At 66.9% G+C, this 20,174-nt stretch carries 19 protein-coding genes, 1 tRNA gene and 1 riboswitch; of the genes, 14 read left to right on the top strand and 6 right to left on the bottom strand.

Translation table 11 applies throughout. The annotated features are described in order from the left end of the window. Positions 1-7 precede the first annotated feature (7 nt). The 3 genes from BST28156_RS09705 (at position 8) to BST28156_RS09695 (ending at position 2,468) form a co-directional block, all read left to right on the top strand. On the top strand, positions 8-307 hold the full coding sequence (locus BST28156_RS09705) for a hypothetical protein (RefSeq protein WP_060242595.1): 300 nt from the start codon (positions 8-10) through the stop codon (positions 305-307). After that, a complete protein-coding gene (guaD, locus tag BST28156_RS09700) occupies positions 304-1,623 on the top strand; it encodes a guanine deaminase (RefSeq protein ID WP_174902083.1) in 1,320 nt (439 codons plus the stop codon). Before BST28156_RS09705 ends, guaD begins: the two co-directional genes overlap by 4 nt. A 60-nt stretch (positions 1,624-1,683) precedes the next feature. Continuing rightward, a riboswitch (yybP-ykoY riboswitch) is annotated at positions 1,684-1,820 on the top strand. 75 nt (positions 1,821-1,895) lie between these two features. Next, on the top strand, positions 1,896-2,468 hold the full coding sequence (locus tag BST28156_RS09695; protein ID WP_060242590.1) for a TMEM165/GDT1 family protein: 573 nt from the start codon (positions 1,896-1,898) through the stop codon (positions 2,466-2,468). 45 nt (positions 2,469-2,513) lie between these two features. Here the strand turns inward: BST28156_RS09695 and BST28156_RS09690 are convergent, their stop codons facing one another. Further along, a complete protein-coding gene (locus tag BST28156_RS09690) occupies positions 2,514-3,215 on the bottom strand; it encodes a DUF4136 domain-containing protein (RefSeq protein ID WP_174902082.1) in 702 nt (233 codons plus the stop codon). Positions 3,216-3,401: 186 nt separating this feature from the next. Between BST28156_RS09690 and pepN the strand changes: the two genes are divergently transcribed. From pepN to BST28156_RS09655, 7 genes are all read left to right on the top strand, one after another. After that, a complete protein-coding gene (pepN, locus tag BST28156_RS09685) occupies positions 3,402-6,095 on the top strand; it encodes an aminopeptidase N (protein WP_174902081.1) in 2,694 nt (897 codons plus the stop codon). 287 nt (positions 6,096-6,382) lie between these two features. Next, complete coding sequence (locus BST28156_RS09680) at positions 6,383-7,396, top strand: class 1 fructose-bisphosphatase (protein ID WP_174902080.1); 1,014 nt, start codon at positions 6,383-6,385, stop codon at positions 7,394-7,396. 209 nt (positions 7,397-7,605) lie between these two features. Further along, positions 7,606-7,681 (top strand) — tRNA-Thr (locus BST28156_RS09675). A 163-nt stretch (positions 7,682-7,844) separates the two neighbouring features. Continuing rightward, positions 7,845-8,654 carry a helix-turn-helix transcriptional regulator gene (locus BST28156_RS09670; RefSeq protein ID WP_060242580.1) on the top strand — a complete coding sequence of 270 codons (810 nt, stop codon included), beginning with the start codon at positions 7,845-7,847 and terminating at the stop codon, positions 8,652-8,654. Between the two features lie 165 nt (positions 8,655-8,819). Beyond that, on the top strand, positions 8,820-10,559 hold the full coding sequence (locus BST28156_RS09665) for an FAD-dependent oxidoreductase (RefSeq protein ID WP_174902079.1): 1,740 nt from the start codon (positions 8,820-8,822) through the stop codon (positions 10,557-10,559). Further along, positions 10,556-10,765 carry a hypothetical protein gene (locus BST28156_RS09660; protein WP_060242575.1) on the top strand — a complete coding sequence of 70 codons (210 nt, stop codon included), beginning with the start codon at positions 10,556-10,558 and terminating at the stop codon, positions 10,763-10,765. The genes BST28156_RS09665 and BST28156_RS09660 overlap by 4 nt, the downstream gene beginning before the upstream one ends. A 242-nt stretch (positions 10,766-11,007) precedes the next feature. Next, positions 11,008-11,262, top strand: a complete 255-nt coding sequence (locus tag BST28156_RS09655) for a GlsB/YeaQ/YmgE family stress response membrane protein (protein WP_060242572.1) — start codon at positions 11,008-11,010, stop codon at positions 11,260-11,262. Positions 11,263-11,431: 169 nt separating this feature from the next. Here the strand turns inward: BST28156_RS09655 and BST28156_RS09650 are convergent, their stop codons facing one another. Then, on the bottom strand, positions 11,432-13,807 hold the full coding sequence (locus tag BST28156_RS09650) for a TonB-dependent receptor (RefSeq protein ID WP_174902078.1): 2,376 nt from the start codon (positions 13,805-13,807) through the stop codon (positions 11,432-11,434). Between the two features lie 127 nt (positions 13,808-13,934). Beyond that, positions 13,935-14,324: a DUF2946 domain-containing protein gene (locus tag BST28156_RS09645; protein ID WP_060242567.1), complete on the bottom strand. Its 390-nt coding sequence runs from the start codon at positions 14,322-14,324 to the stop codon at positions 13,935-13,937. A 198-nt stretch (positions 14,325-14,522) separates the two neighbouring features. On the opposite strand from BST28156_RS09645, the gene BST28156_RS09640 reads away from it, so the two are divergent. Next, the gene (locus BST28156_RS09640) at positions 14,523-14,669 is read left to right on the top strand and encodes a hypothetical protein (protein WP_009690993.1); all 147 of its coding nucleotides are present in this window, start codon (positions 14,523-14,525) and stop codon (positions 14,667-14,669) included. A gap of 223 nt (positions 14,670-14,892) precedes the next feature. After that, the gene (locus BST28156_RS09635; RefSeq protein ID WP_174902077.1) at positions 14,893-15,486 is read left to right on the top strand and encodes a chorismate mutase; all 594 of its coding nucleotides are present in this window, start codon (positions 14,893-14,895) and stop codon (positions 15,484-15,486) included. A gap of 56 nt (positions 15,487-15,542) precedes the next feature. Here BST28156_RS09635 and BST28156_RS09630 read toward each other — a convergent pair whose 3' ends face one another. Together BST28156_RS09630 and BST28156_RS09625 are read right to left on the bottom strand one after the other, a co-directional pair. Beyond that, the gene (locus tag BST28156_RS09630) at positions 15,543-16,667 is read right to left on the bottom strand and encodes an exonuclease domain-containing protein (RefSeq protein WP_174902076.1); all 1,125 of its coding nucleotides are present in this window, start codon (positions 16,665-16,667) and stop codon (positions 15,543-15,545) included. A 144-nt stretch (positions 16,668-16,811) separates the two neighbouring features. Then, a complete protein-coding gene (locus tag BST28156_RS09625; protein ID WP_006764903.1) occupies positions 16,812-17,015 on the bottom strand; it encodes a cold-shock protein in 204 nt (67 codons plus the stop codon). Between the two features lie 392 nt (positions 17,016-17,407). Between BST28156_RS09625 and BST28156_RS09620 the strand changes: the two genes are divergently transcribed. Further along, complete coding sequence (locus BST28156_RS09620) at positions 17,408-17,674, top strand: hypothetical protein (RefSeq protein ID WP_174902075.1); 267 nt, start codon at positions 17,408-17,410, stop codon at positions 17,672-17,674. A 496-nt stretch (positions 17,675-18,170) separates the two neighbouring features. Next, entirely contained in the window at positions 18,171-19,313 is a 1,143-nt protein-coding gene (locus tag BST28156_RS09615) for a porin (protein WP_174902074.1), read from the top strand. A gap of 93 nt (positions 19,314-19,406) precedes the next feature. Here BST28156_RS09615 and greB read toward each other — a convergent pair whose 3' ends face one another. Then, positions 19,407-19,970, bottom strand: a complete 564-nt coding sequence (gene greB / locus BST28156_RS09610; RefSeq protein WP_009690986.1) for a transcription elongation factor GreB — start codon at positions 19,968-19,970, stop codon at positions 19,407-19,409. Positions 19,971-20,174 lie beyond the last annotated feature (204 nt).

The following is a 20,174-nucleotide window of genomic DNA, read 5'->3' as shown; positions in this document are numbered from 1 at the left end:
CTGACAGATGAAACACGGCAACGGCATCCGCTTCGCGACGACCGGCCCGGCCTGGCGCCACGCCGGCCGCATGCGCGTGCATCGCCCGAACGCGTGCGGCGCGGCGGTCGCGACGCTGCCTGCTGTCGTGGTTCGCGAGCGCGCGCCGTTGCGGACCGCCGCAGCCGCATCGGCCGCGATCGCGCCACGCTCCCGCGCAATCCACCGTCCCGCCCGCGCGCGGGGCGCGCGCGCCATGCCGTCGCCCGCGCGGCGCCGGCTGTCTTCTTCTGTTCGCCTTACCTTGATGCAGGACCATTCGTCATGACGCAAACCGCTTTTCGATCCCAGCTGCTGACTTTCAACGGCGACCCGGCACAGTCGAGCCAGGCCGCGAACCACGAGACCGACGGCCTGCTGATCGTCGACGACGGCAAGGTCGTCGCGGCCGGCGCGTACGCGCGGCTCGCGACGACGCTCGCGCGCGACGCGGTCGTGCACGATCTGCGCGACAAGCTGATCGTGCCCGGCTTCATCGACACGCACATCCACTATCCGCAGACGGACATGATCGCGTCGCCGGCGCCCGGCCTGCTGCCGTGGCTCGACAAGTACACGTTTCCGACCGAGCGCCGGTTCGGTGATCCCGAGCATGCGCGCGAGGTCGCCGAGTTCTTCGTCGACGAACTGCTCGCGTGCGGCACGACGAGCGCGCTCGTCTACTGCACGGTGCACAAGCAGTCGGCCGACGCGCTGTTCGCGGCGAGCGACGCGCGCGACCTGCGGATGATCGCCGGCAAGGTGCTGATGGACCGCAACTGCCCCGAGTTCCTGCGCGACACCGCGCAGTCGGGCTACGACGACAGCGCCGAGCTGATCGGCCGCTGGCACGGCCGCGGGCGCCAGCTGTACGCGCTGACGCCGCGCTTCGCGCCGACTTCGACCGAGGCGCAGCTCGAAGCGTGCGCCGAGCTCGCGCGCCGTCATCCGGACGTGTTCGTGCAGAGCCACGTCGCGGAGAACGTCGACGAGGTGAAATGGGTGGCCGAGCTGTTCCCGGGCCATCGCAGCTATCTCGACATCTACGACCGCTACGGGCTGCTGCGTCCGCGCGCGGTGTACGGCCACTGCATCCACCTCGACGACGAAGACCGCCGCCGGATGGCCGAGACGCGCACCGTGGTCGCACACTGCCCGACGTCGAACTTCTTCCTCGGCAGCGGGCTGTTCGATTTCGACAAGGCCGGCGAATACGACGTGCCCGTCACGCTCGCGACGGACGTCGGCGGCGGCACGTCGTTCTCGATGCTGCAGACGATGAACGAGGCGCACAAGGTCGCGCGGCTGTCGGGCCATCACCTGACCGCGACGCGGATGTTCTGGCTCGCGACGGCCGGCGCCGCGCAGGCGCTCGATCTCGCGGACACGGTCGGCACGCTCGCGCCGCGCACCGAAGCCGACTTCGTCGTGCTCGACCCGGCCGCGACGCCGCTGCTCGCGCGCCGCACGAAGCACGCGGAATCGCTGGAGGAACTGCTGTTCGCGTTCGCGCTGCTCGGCGACGATCGCGCGGTCTATCGTACCTACGCGGCCGGCCGGCTGGTGCACGAGCGCGGCGCGGCCAGACGCACCGCCGCCGCGTAACGGCAGGCGAGCCGGCGCCTTTCAACCGGCTTTTCCGCGCGCGGCGCGGCATGCTAGAATCCGCCACTCATTGGGGAGTAGCCGCTCCGCTCGATGTCCGCGCCCACGGCGCGCATCGTGACGGAGGCGTCCGTCAACAGACTTGGCCGTTCGGCCATGGCGGACGCAGCCACCGAGGCCTGGCGAGACCGATGGTTCATGGCGCGCCGCATCTGGGCCCGGCGCGCCGTGGATCGTCGCTCGCACATAACAAGGCCCGTGGAATCCCGTACGTGACCCAAGCTTTCCTGATCTCCACCGGCGCCGTCGCCCTCGCTGAAATCGGCGACAAAACCCAGCTGCTGTCCCTCGTCCTGGCCGCGCGCTATCGCAAGCCGGTTCCGATCATTCTCGGCGTGCTCGTCGCGACGCTCGTCAACCACGGTTGCGCAGGCGCGCTCGGCGAATGGCTCGGCGCGCTCGTCACGCCGTCGATCATGCGCTGGGCGCTCGCGGCGTCGTTCATCGGGATGGGGCTGTGGATTCTCGTGCCGGACAAGCTCGACGCCGACGAAGCCAACGCGAACCGCTCGAGGCTCGGCGTGTTCGGCGCGACCTTCGTCGCGTTCTTCCTCGCGGAAATGGGCGACAAGACGCAGCTCGCGACCGTCGCGCTCGCCGCGCGCTTCCAGGACTATATCGGCGTCGTGGCCGGCACCACGCTCGGGATGATGCTCGCGAACGTGCCGGCGATCCTGCTCGGCGACCGCTTCGCGCACCGCCTGCCGACCAAGCTCGTGCATGCGATCGCGGCCGTGCTGTTCGTCGTGCTCGGCGCGCTGGCGCTGCTGGGCGTCGGACTCTGATCGCTCACGCGCAGCGGCGCGACCGGGTGGCCGCGCCGCTGCGTACTACTTCGCGACGGCCGCGCCCGATGCCGGCGCGGCCGGCACCGCGCGTTCGTTGGCGGCCGGCGCTGCCGGCCCGCCGTGCTTGTCGACCGGCAGCCGCACCGTGCGGATCGCCCCGTTCGCGAGCGGGAAGTCGGCAAGCGCGCTGCGCGCGAGAAACGGCATCGCATACAGCAGTGCGCCGTTGTCGCCGGTGGTACGCGCGGTCACGTTGTAGACCTCCTTGCCGGTCGCGCGCTCGGTGATGCGGATGCCGAGCGTGTAATCGAAGACCTGGTACGTCTGCGCGACGTAGCCGGCCGGCATCGGCCCCCAGGGGCCCCACGGTCCCCACGGCCCGCGCCGCCAGTACGGACCCGGCCCGACGAACCACGGATCGTAGTAGACGGGCTGCGGCACCGTCACGAGATCGCTGCCGACGCCGTAGCTCAGCCCGACGAGGTAGCGCGCCTGCGCTGGCGGCACCTGGCGGAACGCGTACGCGGACAGTTCGTTCGCGACGATCGGCTCGTAGGTCGACTGCTCGATGCTGTTCTTCTGCGCGTCGGTGCGCGCAAAGGCATAGGTGCGGGTCGCGTCGCTGCCGCTCCAGTCGGAGAAGGCGGTGACCTGCGTGGTCACGTAGCTGGTGCAGCCGGTCAGCAGCATCACGCCGAGCGCCGCGAGCCAGCCCGCGCTGCGATGAATCCATTCGCGTTTCATGTTGGTCCTCGTCGATCCGTCACCCGTTCGTCGCACCGCGCGAGCCGGACGGGATGCCGATAATACGCGGACTGTCCGGACCGGTAAAAAGTTCGCGCGGCACGCGGCCGCAAGCCTTTGTACAATGGGCCGGTTCGCCCGGCCCGCGTTGCGGGCCCGATCCCCATTCCACCGATCTCGACGACCATGTCCGACAACGCCTCCTCCACCGTGATCCGCCGCGCCGACTACACGCCGCCGGCCTTCCTCATCGATTCCGTCGCGCTCGAATTCGATCTCGCGCCGGCCCGCACGATCGTCAGGAATACGATGCGCGTGCGCCGCAATCCGGATGCCGCGCCCGTCCCGCACCTGGAACTGATGGGCGAGGCGCTCGAATTCCTCGGTGCGCAGCTGGACGGTGCGCCGCACGGCGCCGTGCGCGCGCACGAGCACGGGCTGACCGTCGAGAACGTGCCCGACGCGTTCGAGCTGACGCTCGAAAGCGCGTGCGCGCCCGACCAGAACACGACGCTGTCGGGCCTGTACGTGTCGAGCGGCAATTTCTTCACGCAGTGCGAGGCCGAGGGCTTTCGCCGCATCACCTACTTCCTCGACCGCCCGGACGTGATGGCGTCTTACACGGTCACGCTGCGCGCCGACAAGGCCGCCTACCCGGTACTGCTGTCGAACGGCAACCTCGTCGACTCGGGCGAACTGCCCGACGGCCGTCACTTCGCGAAGTGGGAAGACCCGTTCCGCAAGCCGAGCTACCTGTTCGCGCTGGTCGCCGGCAAGCTCGTCGCGATCGAGGAAAAGATCACCACCGGCTCCGGCAAGGAAAAACTGCTGCAGGTGTGGGTCGAACCGGCCGATCTCGACAAGACCCGCCACGCGATGGATTCGCTGATCCACTCGATCCGCTGGGACGAAAAGCGTTTCGGCCTCGAGCTCGATCTCGACCGCTTCATGATCGTCGCGGTCGGCGACTTCAACATGGGTGCGATGGAGAACAAGGGGCTCAACATCTTCAACACGAAGTACGTGCTGGCGAACCCCGAGACTGCGACCGACGTCGATTTCGCGAATATCGAATCGGTGGTCGGCCACGAGTACTTCCACAACTGGACCGGCAACCGCGTGACCTGCCGCGACTGGTTCCAGCTGAGCCTGAAGGAAGGCCTGACCGTGTTCCGCGACCAGGAGTTCTCGGCCGACATGGCCGCGGGCGACGACCTCGAATCGGCGGCCCGCGCGGTCAAGCGCATCGAGGACGTGCGCGTGCTGCGCCAGCTGCAGTTCGCCGAGGATGCGGGCCCGATGGCGCACCCGGTGCGCCCGGAAAGCTACGTCGAGATCAACAACTTCTACACGATGACCGTCTACGAGAAAGGCTCGGAAGTCGTGCGGATGTACCAGACGCTGTTCGGCCGCGACGGTTTCCGCAAGGGGATGGACCTGTACTTCAAGCGCCACGACGGCCATGCGGTGACCTGCGACGACTTCCGTCACGCGATGGCCGACGCGAACGGCCGCGACCTCGCGCAGTTCGAGCGCTGGTACAGCCAGGCCGGCACGCCGCGCGTGACGGTGCGCACCGCCTACGACGCCGCCGCGCGCCGCTATACGGTCACGCTCGCGCAGGGTTACGGCGACGCGTCGGCGGCCGCGCGCGAAACGCAGCTGGGTCCGCTGCTGATCCCGTTCGCGATCGGCCTGATCGGCCGCGACGGCCGCGACCTGCCGCTGCGGCTCGACGGCGAGGCCGCCGCAGCCGGCACGACGCGCGTGCTCGAGTTCACCGAAACCGAGCAGAGCTTCACGTTCGTCGACGTGCCGGAAGCGCCGCTGCCGTCGCTGCTGCGCAATTTCTCGGCGCCGGTGATCGTCGAGTACGACTACAGCGACGACGACCTCGCGTTCCTGCTCGCGCACGACAGCGATCCGTTCAACCGCTGGGAAGCCGGCCAGCGCCTCGCGACGCGCGCGCTGCTGACGCTCGCCGCCCGCGCCGCGGCGAACGAGCCGCTCGCGCTCGGCGAGAACTTCGTCGCCGCGTTCCGCCGCGTGCTGACCGATGCGAAGCTGTCGCCCGCATTCCGCGAACTCGCGCTGACGCTCCCGTCGGAAACCTACCTCGCCGACCAGATGGCCGAAGCCGATCCGGCCGCCGTGCATCGCGCGCGCCAGTTCGTGCGCCGCCAGCTCGCGACCGCGCTGCGCGCCGACTGGCTCGCCGCGTACGAACATCACCAGACGCCGGGCGCATACGAACCGACGCCCGACGCGTCCGGCCGCCGCGCACTGAAGAACCTCGCGCTCGCCTACCTCGCCGAACTCGAGGATCCGGCCGACGCGGTACGCATCGCGACCGCGCAGTACGACGCGGCGAACAACATGACCGATCGCGCGGCCGCGCTCGGCGCGCTGCTTTCCGCTGCGGCGGCCGGCGCGAACGAACCGGCCGAGCGCGCACTCGACGACTTCTACCGGCGCTTCGAGAAGGAAGCGCTGGTGATCGACAAGTGGTTCTCGATGCAGGCCGCGCAGCGCGGCACGCCCGCGCAGCCGACGCTCGCGAAGGTCCGCAAGCTGATGGCGCATCCCGCGTTCAACCTGAAGAACCCGAATCGTGCGCGTTCGCTGATCTTCAGCTTCTGCGCGGCCAACCCGGCGCAGTTCCATGCGGCGGACGGTTCGGGCTATGCGTTCTGGGCCGAGCAGGTGCTCGCGCTCGACGCGATCAATCCGCAGGTCGCCGCGCGCCTCGCACGCTCGCTCGAACTGTGGCGCCGCTTCACGCCCGCGCTGCGCGACCGGATGCGCGACGCACTCGAAAAAGTCGCGGCGGGCGCGAAATCGCGCGACGTGCGCGAGATCGTCGAGAAGGCGCTCGCGTAACGCGGTCGCTGCATCGCATCGCGCCCTTCCGGGGCGCGAAGGCCGGCGCTGTCCGCTGCAGCGCCGGCTTTTTATTGGTCGGACGATCATGGTGCGTGGCGCCGCGTCGCGCGGCAGGGCCGGCTTTTCGGTCATCGCATCCCGGGCGCGCCCCGTCTTCCCTCTGCAAAAACCGGGCCGGTTCGGCCGCCGGCCCTTGTAACCGGACGAAAAAAGGCGGCGGCGCCCGAAGCGCGACAGGTAAAATTGCGGCAATTCAAGGATTCTTTGGCCTTTCGGAGTCTGTCATGTCCATTGCCCGCCGCACCACGCTGTCCAAGTTCCTGATCGAACAGCAGCGCGAGACCAACAACCTCCCCGCCGACCTGCGCCTGCTGATCGAAGTCGTCGCCCGCGCCTGCAAGGCGATCAGCTACAACGTGTCGAAGGGGGCGCTCGGCGACGCGCTCGGCACCGCCGGCAGCGAGAACGTCCAGGGCGAAGTGCAGAAGAAGCTCGACATCCTGTCGAACGAGATCCTGCTCGACGCGAACGAATGGGGCGGCAACCTCGCCGCGATGGCGTCGGAGGAAATGGAAACGTTCTTCCCGATCCCCGCGAACTATCCGCGCGGCGAATACCTGCTCGTGTTCGATCCGCTCGACGGTTCGTCGAACATCGACGTGAACGTGTCGATCGGCACGATCTTCTCGGTGCTGCGCTGCCCGGACGGCAAGCAGGCCACCGAGGAATCGTTCCTGCAGCCCGGCACGCAGCAGGTCGCCGCCGGCTACGCGGTCTACGGCCCGCAGACGGTGTTCGTGCTGACGACCGGCAACGGCGTGAACTGCTTCACGCTCGATCGCGAAGTCGGTTCGTGGGTGCTCACGCAAAGCAACATGCAGATCCCGGCCGACACGCGCGAGTACGCGATCAACGCATCGAACGCGCGCCACTGGTACGACCCGGTCAAGCGCTACGTCGACGAACTGAACGCCGGCAAGGACGGCCCGCGCGGCGAGAATTTCAACATGCGCTGGATCGCGTCGATGGTGGCCGACGTGCACCGGATCCTGAATCGCGGCGGCGTGTTCATGTACCCGGCCGACAAGCGCACGCCCGATCGTCCGGGCAAGCTGCGCCTGATGTACGAGGCGAACCCGATGTCGTTCATCGTCGAGCAGGCGGGCGGCGCCGCGACCACGGGCACGCAGCGCATCATGGAAGTGCGGCCGACCGGCCTGCACCAGCGCGTGCCGGTGTTCCTCGGCTCGAAGAACGAAGTCGAGCGCGTGACGAGCTATCACAACGAAAGCCATTAATTTGCGCTGCAACACTAGACGGGTGCGGATGACGCAAGTACAATCGCGCCTCGCGATGTGGCCCCGACGGGCTGCATCGCAGTGAAGTGAAAGCGGGGGAAGTCCGCCGGATCGATGGTTTCGCGAAACAGCAGCAGCAAGCTGAAAAAATTTTCGAAAAACCTATTGCCAAGACTTCAGATTTCACCCTATAATTTCATTTCTCTGCTGCCGGTGTAGCTCAGTTGGTAGAGCAGCGCATTCGTAATGCGAAGGTCGTAGGTTCGACTCCTATCTCCGGCACCAAGATATAAAGGCCTGACAAGCATCGCTTGTCAGGCCTTTTCTCTTTTCCGCGCGCGCAATCGTGCACGCCCTCTCCCCCGGCTCCGCTTGCGGGCATCCCCCGACTCACGCGCTGCATTCCGCCGATTACAATCGCCGGATCCCCCCGCCCTTCTCCTGCATCATGCGCACCTGGCGTCTCGAGCGACCGAACCTCTCCGGGCAACTGCACGTGTCCCGCGCGACGAGTCTCGTTGCCGCGATCGGCAGCAGCGAGCCGAACGCGTTCGCGACCGAAGTGCTGAAGCTGTTCGACGATGCGCTGTCGGTCACGCAATGCACGGTCTTCGCGTACGAGTTCGGCAACCGCCCGCGCACGGTATCGGTCGCCGACCATCGCGGCGGCCGCTATCTGCGCGACGTCGCCGACACCTATGCGCGGCACTTCTACGCGCTCGACGGCAACCAGACGATCGTGTCGACCACACCGCGCGGCGCGCATCGCCGCGACCTGCTGCTGCATCAGCAGGCCGGCGACGAGATCGGTCACGACGCGTATCGCGCGGCCTGCTACCGCGCCCCCGACGTCTCCGACCGCCTGTCGCTGCTGATGCAGCCCGACGACGCGGTCTGGCTGTCGATCAACCTGTACCGCGCGCATCGCAGCGGCGCGTTCGAGCCGCGCGCGATCGCCGAGATCGAGGCGCTCGCGCCGCTGATCGCGCAGGCCGCGAAACATCACTACGCGCTTGCCGGCGCCATGCAGATCGACATCCCGCAGCGGATGCTCGCGCGCCTGCGCAGCGCATGCCCGACGCTGTCCAAGCGCGAGCTCGACGTGCTGCGCGGCGTGCTCGATGGCCAGAGTGCGCACGAGATCGGCGAAACGATCGGCGTGAAGGCATCGAGCGTCGTGACCTACCAGAAGCGCGCATATCGCCGCCTCGGCATTTCGAGCCAGCGCCAGCTGTTCGCGCTGTGCCTGCAGCCCTGACCGGGCAGCGCCTGCCTGCACCGCACGCATCGGGGTAAATCCCGGTCCGGTGCCGTACCCGGAATGGGGACAGCGGTACGCCGGCCGGCTTCCATACTGCACGGACGAATCGCATGCATCGCCGCATGCGCGCATCGCCCTCCATCCACCTGGAAGCCAATCACGATGGGCATCGAATTCAAGCCATATCCGTTCGTCGCCGAGCGCCATCCCGCCCACCTGCCGCCGCTCGAGCACGGCGTCGACACGCAGCGGCACGCCGTCGCGATCGTCGGCGGCGGCCCGGTGGGCCTCTCCGTCGCGCTCGGACTCGCGAACCACGGGATCCGCAGCGTGCTGCTCGAGGCCGACGACGCGGTCTGCCACGGCAGCCGCGCCATCTGCATCTCGCGGCGCAGCCTGGAGATCATCGAGCGGCTCGGCGCGCTCGACGACTTCCTGCGTGTCGGGCTGCCGTGGACCGGCGGACGCAGCTTCTACCGCACCGACGAGGTGCTGCACTTCACGATGCCGCAGGACGAGAACCAAAAGCTGCCGCCGATGGTGAACCTCGCGCAGTACCACATCGAACAGTTCCTGCTCGACGCCGCGCGACGCCGCCCCGACCTGATCGAGATCCGCTGGCAGACGAAGGTCGTCGGCGTGGCACAACAGCAGGACGGCGTGCGCCTGGACGTCGACACGCCGCTCGGCGGCTATGCGCTCGACGCCGACTGGATCGTCGCGTGCGACGGCGGACGCAGCACGATGCGCGACGCGCTCGGCCTGTCGCTTCGGGGCACGAGCTACGAGGGGCGCTATGTGATCGTCGACATTGCGCTCGACAGCGACAGGCCGACCGAGCGGCTCGCCTATTTCGACCCGTCGTCGAATCCGGGCTCGACGGTGCTCGTTCACAAGCAGCCCGACAACGTCTGGCGGATCGACTATCAGTTGCGCGACGACGAGGATGCCGAAGCGGCCGTGAAACCGGAGAACGTGATGCCGCGCGTGCAGAACCTGCTCGACATGATGGGCGAGCGCGGCGACTGGTCGCCGATCTGGATCACGATCTACAAGGCGAATGCGCTGACGCTCGAACGGTATCGGCACGGCCGCGTGCTGTTCTGCGGCGACGCCGCGCATCTCGTGCCGATCTTCGGCGTGCGCGGCGCCAACTCGGGCATCGACGACGCCGACAATGTCGCGTGGAAGCTCGCGTACGTGATCCGCGGCCTCGCAGCGGACACGCTGCTCGACAGCTATTCCGACGAGCGCGTGTTCGCGACGCACGAGAATCTGCGCTACGGCACCAAGAGCACCGAATTCATGGCGCCGCCGTCGTTCGCGTTCGCGCTGATGCGCAAGGCCGTGCTGTCGCTCGCGACCCGGCATCCTGCGCTGCGCTCGCTGATCAATCCGCGCCAGACGTCGCCGATCGCGTATACGGCGTCGCCGCTCAACGCCGCCGAGCGCGACGCGTTCGACGCCGGGCCCCCGCCCGGCACGGTGCTCGCCGAATGCCCGCTGATGCTGCATGCGGCGCAGCATGACGACGCACGCCGCGGTCATCTGACCGACCTCGTTGCGCCGCGCTTCACCGCGCTCTGCTTCACCGCCGACGGCATGCCCGATCCGTCGCTCGCCGATCTCGAACTGCGGCTGCGTCGCGCCGGCGTGCCGTTCGCGCTCGTCGTGCTGGCGCGGCACGCGGCGCCGCGGCAGCCGTCCTGCCGAGGCTACGACGACGACGGCCGGCTGTTCCGCATGTACGGCGCGCGCGACGGCACCGTCTATCTCGTGCGGCCCGACGGACACGTACTCGGCCGCTGGCACGACGCGCACGCCGACGATCTGACGGCCGCGCTCGAACGGGCGGGCCTGCGCCCGCACGCCGCACCCCATCCTCAGGAGAACGCACGATGACAGACGCCGAACGCGACATGCTCTACACCGACCTTTGCACGACGATGACCCGCATCGGCCAAACCGATGCGCCGCTCTTTCTCGCTCGCTTCGCACTGCTCGCAATCGAGGCGATCGGCGACACCGCCACCGTCACGCGACTGATCGCCGATGCGGGCGACGGACTGCCCGATGCATTCGCGCCGGCATCGACGCTCGGGCAATAACGCGCCGCCCGTTTCTTACAGATCCATTTCATCAAGCCGGGTTTGCACACACTTCGCGTCCTGTGCAGACGAATTCCCTGGAAAATCCAGTTAAGGGTGCATAACATTACTTAACGATTCCGACCCGCCTATCGCGTTACATTGCGGGGGCGGCGCGGCGGGTCGCGAAGCCGCCTGCATCGAGCTTGCGGCGACACAGCCGACGTCCGGTCATTTCGACTCAACACAAGGAGAGGACCACCATGACTCATGGCTTGATTATGTGGCTCATCATCGGCGCGATCGCCGGCTGGCTCGCCGGACTGCTCGTCAAGGGCGGCGGGTTCGGGCTGATCGTCGACATCATCGTCGGGATCGTCGGTGCGGTGATCGGCGGCTGGCTTGCCGGGATCCTCGGCATCAGCATCGGCAGCGGCTTCGTCGGCTCGGTGATCGTCGCGGTCGTCGGCGCAGTGATCCTGCTGTTCGTGATCCGTCTATTCAAGCGAGCGGCCTGACGATCGTCTCCACGCGCCTTCGGGCGCGTTTTTGTATCGGGCACGGCGCGCGGCGGCATTCGCCGCACGTCGCGCCCGTCTCAGCGACGCTCGGGGCACCGCGACCGGCGATCGAGCAGGTCGCTCGTCAACCCGCCGCCGGCCGATGCGCTCGTGCTCGTAAGCGCTTTCACAGCGACCATTTCAGCTCTCCGTAGAACGTGCGGCCCGGATACGGGTGGAACACGTAGTAGCGGCGATCGGTCAGGTTGTCGATGCCGACCGACGCGGTCCAGTGACGATCGAAGCGATAGCGCGCCTTCAGGTCGACGACCGTGAAGGCGCTCGTGCCGCCATAGACGTCCGGATTCACGTCGCTGTTGTCGAGCGTGTTGAACTGGCGGCCCGAGTAGCGCACGCCGACGCTCGCGAGCCAGTGCTCGTCGAAGCGGTACGACGCGAGCAGGTTCGCGCGCATGCGCGGGATGCGCGGAAAACGCGAGCCGACGTATGCAGGGTTCGCCGCGTCGGCCAGGATCTGCGCATTGCTCGCCGATACGTTCGCATCGACCGACAGCCCCTTCAGTCCGACGTTCTCGCCGCTGAACGCGAGTTCGACGCCACGCACGCGCACACGGTCGACGTTCGAGATGTTGGTGACGGTCGACGCGCCCGACACGGTCGTCTGGCTGTAGATCGAATCGCGCAGGTCGCTCTGGAACACGCTCGCGCGCACGACGCCAACCCCCACGTCGCGCTCGGCGGTGAAGTCCCAGTCGATCGCCTTTTCCGGCCGCAGGTTCGGGTTGTTGTTGACGATCGCGTTGTTCGAGATCGTGCCCTGGAACAGCTCGCCGACCGTCGGAAAGCGCGTGCCGGTCGCGAACGACACGCGGAACCGCCACACGTCCGTCGCATCCCATTGCAGCGCCAGTTTCGGCGACAGCGCATTCGCGCTGCGGTCCGCATAGCCGAGCGTGCCGCTCGCGTTGCCGAGCGCGCCGCCGTATGCGTCCCAGCGTTCGTACCGCAGGCCGAGCGTCGCGAGCCAGCCCGGCGCGACGCGCCAGGCGTCCTGCGCGAACAGCGCCTGCGTGCGCGTGTCGCCGCGGTAGACGCTCGCGAGCGACGTGGTCGGGCCGGCCAGCCAGTCGGCCGTGTTGTACGTGACGCTGCGCAGGAAGTAGTTGTCGTAGTGGTAGCCGAACGTGAATGTGTGGCCCTTCACTTCCGGCGCCTCGGCCTTCAGATCGAGTGTGCGCCAGCCCGTGCCGTCGCCCTGGAACAGCGTGCCCGCGCCGCCCTGCGCGGTCGACGCGGCGCGCTGCACGTCGCGCGACACGTCGTACGCGGACACGATGCCCGACAGCCGCCAGCCCGAATCGAGCCGGCCGTTCAGGCCGAGCGCGTACAGCCAGTTCTCCTGGTCGCCGCGCTGCGGGGCGAACGCGCTCGGCGCGACGGTCATGTTCTGCCCGCCGATCGACACGTTGCCGCCGTAGACCGGATTGCCGGCCGCATCGCGCAGGAAGGTCTCGCCGTGCTGCCGGTAATGATTCTCCCAGTGGCCAAGCGTGAGCGTCGCGTCGACGTGGTCGGTGAACGCATAGCCCATCCGCACCGTCTCGTTGATCTGCTCGGTCCGCTCGAGCGACTGCGCGCCGACGATCGTGCGCGGCTTGCCGTTCGGCCCGATGTCGACCGCCGCGCCCGTCACGGGCACCGCGGGGCCGAGTTTCGGGTTGTACGCGGCATTGGGGCTCGCGTACTGCATCGGCTGACTGTCGTTCTCGAGCCGGTCGAGCGACAGCGCGAACCAGAAGCGGCCGACGCGGTTCGCGATTCGCGCGGTCTGATGATTGCCGCCGAAGCTGTCGGCAAAGCCATAGCCGTCGTGATAGCGCTGCGTGAAGAACTGCGTCGACAGCGACGCCTCGAGTTTTTCCGGACGGCGCGTCGTGAGCAGCACGGTCGAGCCGATCGCATTGCCCGGATACAGCGCGGAAAACGGGCCGTACAGCACGTCGACGCGCGCGATGTCGTCGGGCGGGATCAGCGACCAGCGCGGCGGATACGCATAGCTCGAGCCGAGCAGGTTCGACAGCAGTAGCCCGTCCGCATACACGAGCCCGCGCGCACTCTGCAGCTCGTTGAAATCGCGGCCGGCGAACACGCTGTTGCGGTCGCCGATGTAGCGCTTGCGGACCATCAGGTTCGACGCATATTTCAGCGCGTCCTCGGTCGTGACGTTGGTGTGCGAGTCGATCTGCTCGCGCGTGATCGACTCGACGACGGCCGGTGTATCCGGATCGACCGGCTGCCGCCGGGCGGTCACGCTGACGGCGCGCAGCGTATCGTCCGCCGGCGCCGCGGACGAGGTCGCGACGACGGCGGCGGCCGGTGCGGAAGACGAGGCTGCGCCGGCGGATCGGCCGGCAGCGTCCTCGCGCGGATCGACGTGCGCGCCGTCCGTCGATGCCGCATGGGCGGCAGGCAACGCGAAAGCGGCTGCGCACGCGAGCGCGAGCCGGCCGCGCGATGAACGCGCGGTGAAAGAGAACGACATGAGTGCATTCCTGAAAACGGGATCGGATGCCGTCGCGCGCAGGGCGGCGCACCGCGCGCGAACGGCACGGCACGCGGCCCTGGCCACGGACGGCACGCGCGCCGTCGGGGCGCGCGAGCGACATCAATCAGATCGGAGCGTTTTCAGGCGGGGCGCGCGGTTGCGCGAGACGGATGCGATTGCGCGGCAAATCGGCGACGACCGGCGTCACCGCACGGTACGCGTACGACCGCACGAAGCCCGGCAGCGCGGGCAGGCTCGCGCCGAGCGCGACGTTCGCCGCGAAGCCCGGGCAATACACGCAGTGCGCGACGCCGGCATGATCGAGCGACGACGTACCGCGGTCGCCGCCGGCCTGCGCGAGGACGACCCGATGCGCGCCCGCCGCACTGCACAAATCGAGCGGGAGTTCGCCGGAACCGCTCGACGCAAGACGCGCATAGCCGATGACAGGCGACAGTACGTTCAGTACCAGCGCCAGCCAGACGAGGCCGATCCATCGCGTCGTTCGTTTCATCGCGGCTCAGAAAAAAGTGCGCGCAAGTATAACAAGCGACTCGATTGTTGCCGATTCTGCAGAGGGTAATAGCCGGCATCGCACTGCACGCCGCAGCGCATGTGCCGTTAATACAACAGAGACAAAATCTAACGATTCGCCACTGGCATAAATCCGAGCGCGAGGTTGATAATCATTGCACCTGCTGGAGAAACGATCATGGACGAAAGACCGACCCGCATGCCGCCGCCCGAGCAAGTGATGAGCCCGGATCCGGAACCCGTCGGCGTGGAATTCCTCGCCGAATTGCCCGAGCATGTCCGGGCGTTCTTCGACGAGCAGCACAAGCTGTACTCGCCGAAGTGAACGACCGTTCCGCTCTGTAACCGCCACGTGTCGATCGTCGCCATCGTGCGGTACATCACTGCGTTTTCGGCGCAGTTCCCTTCGCACCCGGGCTGCAACGGCCTGACGGTGCCGGATCGGCTCGCCCGCTGATTCTGCTGTCGCGTCGTTCCGCCGCGCGACTGTCTTCGTCTATCCTTCTGGTTTTCCACCTCCGGCCCGCCCGGTTTCCCCGATCGTCCCGATGAAGCAAGCCATTCGTGTCAGCGTCGCTGCCGCCGCGCTCGGCGTCGCCCTTTTCGTCCCGTCGCAACGCGCCAGCGCCGACGGCGACGACACCGCGCTCACCAACCTCGTCGCGCTCGCGTCGCAGCGCCTCGCGCTCGCCGAACCCGTCGCGCGCTGGAAGTGGGCCAATCACCAGCCGATCGAGGACCGGCCGCGCGAAGCCGCGCTGCTGGCAAACGTCGTCAAGCGCGCGCCGCAGAGCGGCGTCGATCCCGCGTTCGCGCGCACGTTCTTCGAAGATCAGATCGCTGCCAGCAAGGACGTGCAGAATGCGCTGTTCGCCACCTGGCGCGCGACGCGCCCGCCCGAAGGCACGCCGCCCGATCTTGCGACCGGCACGCGCCCGGCACTCGACCGGCTGACGCAGAAAATGCTCGCGGGACTGGCGCAGGTCGCGCCGCTGCGCGAGGCGCCCGACTGCCAGGCGCGGCTCGCGCGCAGCATCGCAAACTGGAAGACGCTCACGCGCTACGACTCCGGGCAGACGCAGGCGCTCGATACCGCGCTGTCGCATGTGTGCGCGGCCGGTGGCGCAAGCGCGATCGGTTGAAGTCGAGGCTGCGACTCAGCCCACGATAACGCCGCGCGATCCGCGCGGCGCCCCGCTCACCCGGCCGGCGTGAGCGCCGCGAGCGGGATCAGTTGCAGACCGCGCGTGAGATGGGTCTGCAACAGGCGGTGGGTAAACGGTTCGAATGCGCCGTCCATGCCGTCGGCCGCGAGTCGCGCGGCGGCGTCGAGCGATTCCGCCGCGCCGAGGTAGCGCCAGCTGTCGATCACGTGGAACAGCCGGCGCTCGCCGTGCGCCTCGAATGCGACCGCGCCGTCGAACGGCCAGGGGGCGGCCCCCGCGCGGCCCGCATCGGCGGGACGACGGTTGAACGACGGGCGCAGGCGGGCGATCCACTGCGCTTCGGCAAGCATCGCGCCCAGTTCATTACCGGTTTCCCGCCATTCGACGCGCCGCACCTGCTGCGCGAGCCGCATTTCCTTCGCCGAACGCCGCTCGCCCGTCAGCAGCGCGCGCAGCCGCTGCCGCACGCGCACGCTGCGGCCGACGTAAAGCGGCGCGTCGGCTTCGCCGAACAGCGCATACGCGCCACAGCCGGCCGGCGCCGTGTCGAGCCACGCCTCCGTCAGCTCGCCCCCCAGTCGGAAATGGCGCGTCGTGCGCGCGATCTGGTCGCGCAGCCGTTCGAGCGGCACGATCTCGTGCAGTTGGCGCCAGAACTGCCACAGCAGATCGGCGTCCGCGAGCGCGCGGTGGCGCGCCGCCGGCACGAGGCCGTGCCGCGCGATCAGCGCATCGAGCCCGTGCCGCGACTCGCGCGGGAACAGCGCACGCGACAGCCGCACCGTGCACAGTACGTCGGGATTGAATGCAAAGCCGGCCCGCTCGAACTCGGCGCGCAAGAAGCCGCGATCGAAGCTCGCGTTGTGCGCGACGAACAGCTTGCCGTCGAGCCGCTCGAACAGCACCGGCGCGAGCGACGCGAACGACGGCGCGTCACGCACCATCTCATCCGAAATGCCCGTCAGTTGCTGGATGAACGGCGGAATCGGCTGTCCGGGATTGACGAGCGAGGTCCAGGTCGACACGCCGAGCGGACCGATTTCGACGACCCCGATTTCGGTGATGCGATGCTCGGCGGACGAGCCGCCGGTGGTTTCAAGGTCGACGAAAACGAGCGGCTGCTCGCAGGCAGGATCGGACGGGCGGAAATCGGACATGAAAGGACGGAAAAGCGACGCTTCCGTGAGTATGCACCGGCCGGCGGGTTCGCGGCCAGCCCGGCGCCCCACCCTTTTCCGCCCCCGAAATGCAAAAAGCCCCCGCAATACGGGGGCCGGACGTGATCGGCAACGCGCGGCGCGTCAGATCGCCTGGATATTCGCGGCCTGCTTGCCCTTCGGGCCGACTTTCACATCGAAGGAAACGCGCTGGTTTTCCTTCAGTGTCTTGAAGCCGTCCATCCGGATTTCGGAAAAATGCGCAAACAAATCCTCACCACCATTGTCCGACGTAATGAAGCCGAAACCTTTAGCATCGTTAAACCATTTCACGATACCGGTATCCATACCTTCGTTCCCCACTGGATTAGATCAAAAAAGCTACTGTTATAGCCGTTTCCCGAAATCCCGAAGCCGTACGCCGGCAGCCGCGCCAGCCCACCGCCCGGGGGCGGAGTGCTGACTTTATAAATTGGGCGATCCGGGTGCGTCAAGAAAATTTTTGGCGACTGCTTTATCAAAAAAGCGCTAATGCCGATGGAATCGGTACCCGATCACCCATGATTAATTGATTCGCATCAAAAACCTGTCAATATTACCGGGATCGGATCATCAATTATTTCGAGGACGAAAATCCTACCGGGGACAAATCGATTCGGTAAATTCCTCGGGTTTTTTCCGGTTGCGGAAAGCGGGGGACGTTGCGATGCTGACATCGTGTTGACTGGAGGGAGAGCGTCATGTGGCTGGACGGAATCAAGCGCTTCGCGAGCCGACTCGGGCGCATGCGCCGCAAGTCCCGCGCGCTCGCCGACGCCGCCCATGAAACCCCTTGCGATACCGAGTTCGATCCGACCTGGCATGGCGACCACTGGCAAAACCTGCTGGCGTCGCCGCTGGATGCCCGTCACTACGTGATGGAAGACTGGACGTACACACCGCCGCCGGCTGACGCCGAGGCCCCCGCGCCCGCGGGCAAGCGCAAGCGGCGCTCGTACGCGCAATAAAGGACGGAACGAGGGGGCAAAAAAAAGCGCGACTGGGAAGTCGCGCCGACAAAGGTTTGGAGATCTTTTCCGTCAACGAAAAAGTCTGCTTCGGAAAGCAGAGATCGCAGTATAGCGAGATAACTTCCTTGCATTATTAATGGTCCGCACAAACCTCTATTGCCGATGTGTCAATAATCGCGCTATAGCGGCACCCACCCGTTGCGGAATCCTGTCGCGATTGCGCAACGCCGTTTCTGCACTCCTGATCGACCTCTTCGTTTTCCGCACTGCCGCAAATCCTTGCTGGACGGGGGTTTGAGCGCATTTCTCAATTCTTGCGGAATCCAAAATACTGTATTGCTTAAAGCAATTTTCTTCGGCGCCCGCGTCACTCCGTACACTGCAGATGGATTTCGACAAGGGCGCCCCGCCCGACAGGCTCGGCGCCGCCATGTGCGCCGCCGATGCCAGCAGCAGGTTCGATCGACACATCATCCTGTTTGGAGACAGATCCATGAAAAAGACCCTGATCTTCGCCGCACTGTCGGGCGCGTTCGTCACGACCGCCTATGCGCAAAGCAGCGTCACGCTATATGGCCTGATCGACGCCGGCATCACCTACACGAACAACCAGGGCGGCCACAGCGCGTGGCAGGAAACGAGCGGCTCGATCAACGGCAGCCGCTGGGGCCTGCGTGGCACCGAAGATCTCGGCGGCGGCCTGAAAGCGATCTTCACGTTGGAAAACGGCTTCGGCATCAACAACGGCACGCTGAAGCAGAACGGCCGCGAATTCGGCCGACAGGCGTTCGTCGGCCTCGCGCACGACAGCTACGGCTCGCTGACGCTCGGCCGCCAGTACGACAGCGTCGTCGACTATCTCGGCCCGCTGTCGCTGACCGGCACGCAATATGGCGGCACCCAGTTCGCGCACCCGTTCGACAACGACAACCTGAACAATTCGTTCCGGATCAACAACGCGGTCAAGTACCAGAGTGCGAACTATGGCGGGCTGAAGTTCGGCGCGCTGTACGGCTTCTCGAATTCGAGCAATTTCTCGAACAACCGTGCGTACAGCGTCGGCGCGTCGTACAACTTCATGGGCTTCAACGTCGCGGCCGCATACATGCAGCTGAACAACAACATCAACTCGCTGTCGCAGGCGGCCAGCGATCCGGGTGCGGTGGCCGGCGACTGGACCTTCGCGGCCAGCCGGCAGCGCACCTGGGGCGCGGGCCTGAACTACTCGTTCGGTCCCGCGACGGCCGGCTTCGTATTCACGCAGACGCATCTGAACGATTCCGCCGCCATCAGCGCGGGACAGTCCGGCGTGTCGTCCGGCATTCCGCTGGCCGGCAGCACCCGCTTCAACAACTACGAACTGAACGGCCGCTACGCGCTGACGCCGGCACTCTCGCTCGCGGGCTCCTATACGTATACCGACGGCCGCCTCGACGGCCAGAAGCCGAGCTGGCACCAGTTCAACCTGCAGGCCGACTATGCGCTGTCCAAGCGCACCGACGTCTATCTGCAGGGCGAGTACCAGCGCGTGCTGGCGGACGGCCTGCCGATCGGCGCGAACATCAACGGGCTCGGCACCGCGTCGTCGTCCAACAAGCAGATCGCGGTTACGGCCGGCATGCGCCATCGCTTCTGAGCGGACGGCACGCCGGTTCGGCAGCCGTCATGCCGCCCACGAAAAAGCGCCCGGTCAGGGCGCTTTTTGCTTGCCGCAAAGCACTGCCGGCGCTCAGGCCTCGCCTGCCGCTGGGTAGCGAACGTCGAGCACGTCGATCGGCTGCGGGCCGGCCGGCGTCATCAGCGTGACGGTATCGCCGATCCTCGCCTTGATCAGCGCACGCGCGACGGGCGAGATCCAGCTCACGCAGCCGCGGTCGAGGTCGACCTCGTCGATCCCGACGATCGTGATCGTGTGATCCTCGCCGTCGGGCGTCGCATAGTCGACGGTTGCGCCGAAGAACACCTGGTCGACGTTCTCCTGCCGGCTCGCATCGACGACCTCGGCAAGATCGAGCCGCTTGGTCAGGAAGCGGATCCGGCGGTCGATCTCGCGCAGCCGCCGCTTGCCGTAGATATAGTCGCCGTTCTCCGAACGGTCGCCGTTCGACGCGGCCCACGAGACGAGCCGCACGACTTCGGGTCGCTCGACATCGATCAGGTTCAGCAACTCGTCCCTGAGCCGCTTGTGCCCGGCCGGCGTGATGTAGTTCTTCGCGCCCGCCGGGATCGCGGGCTGGGCCTGGTCGAGATCGTCGTCGTCGCCGTCCGACTCTTTGACAAACGCCTTGTTCATGATGCAGGTTCAACAATACGGGTAACGGATGCTTCAAGGGTACACGAAGGGCGCGCCCGCGAGGCCGCGCCGCATATTTTGCGAATAAGGCTTCCCTTTTTATACAACCCTGCTATAATTTCGCTTCTGCGTGCGGCTGTAGCTCAGTTGGATAGAGTACTTGGCTACGAACCAAGGGGTCGTGGGTTCGAATCCTGCCAGCCG

This window comes from Burkholderia pseudomultivorans (genome assembly GCF_902499075.1).
Taxonomy (GTDB): Bacteria; Pseudomonadota; Gammaproteobacteria; order Burkholderiales; family Burkholderiaceae; genus Burkholderia; species Burkholderia pseudomultivorans.
This window is presented reverse-complemented; position numbering and strand designations above follow the sequence as displayed.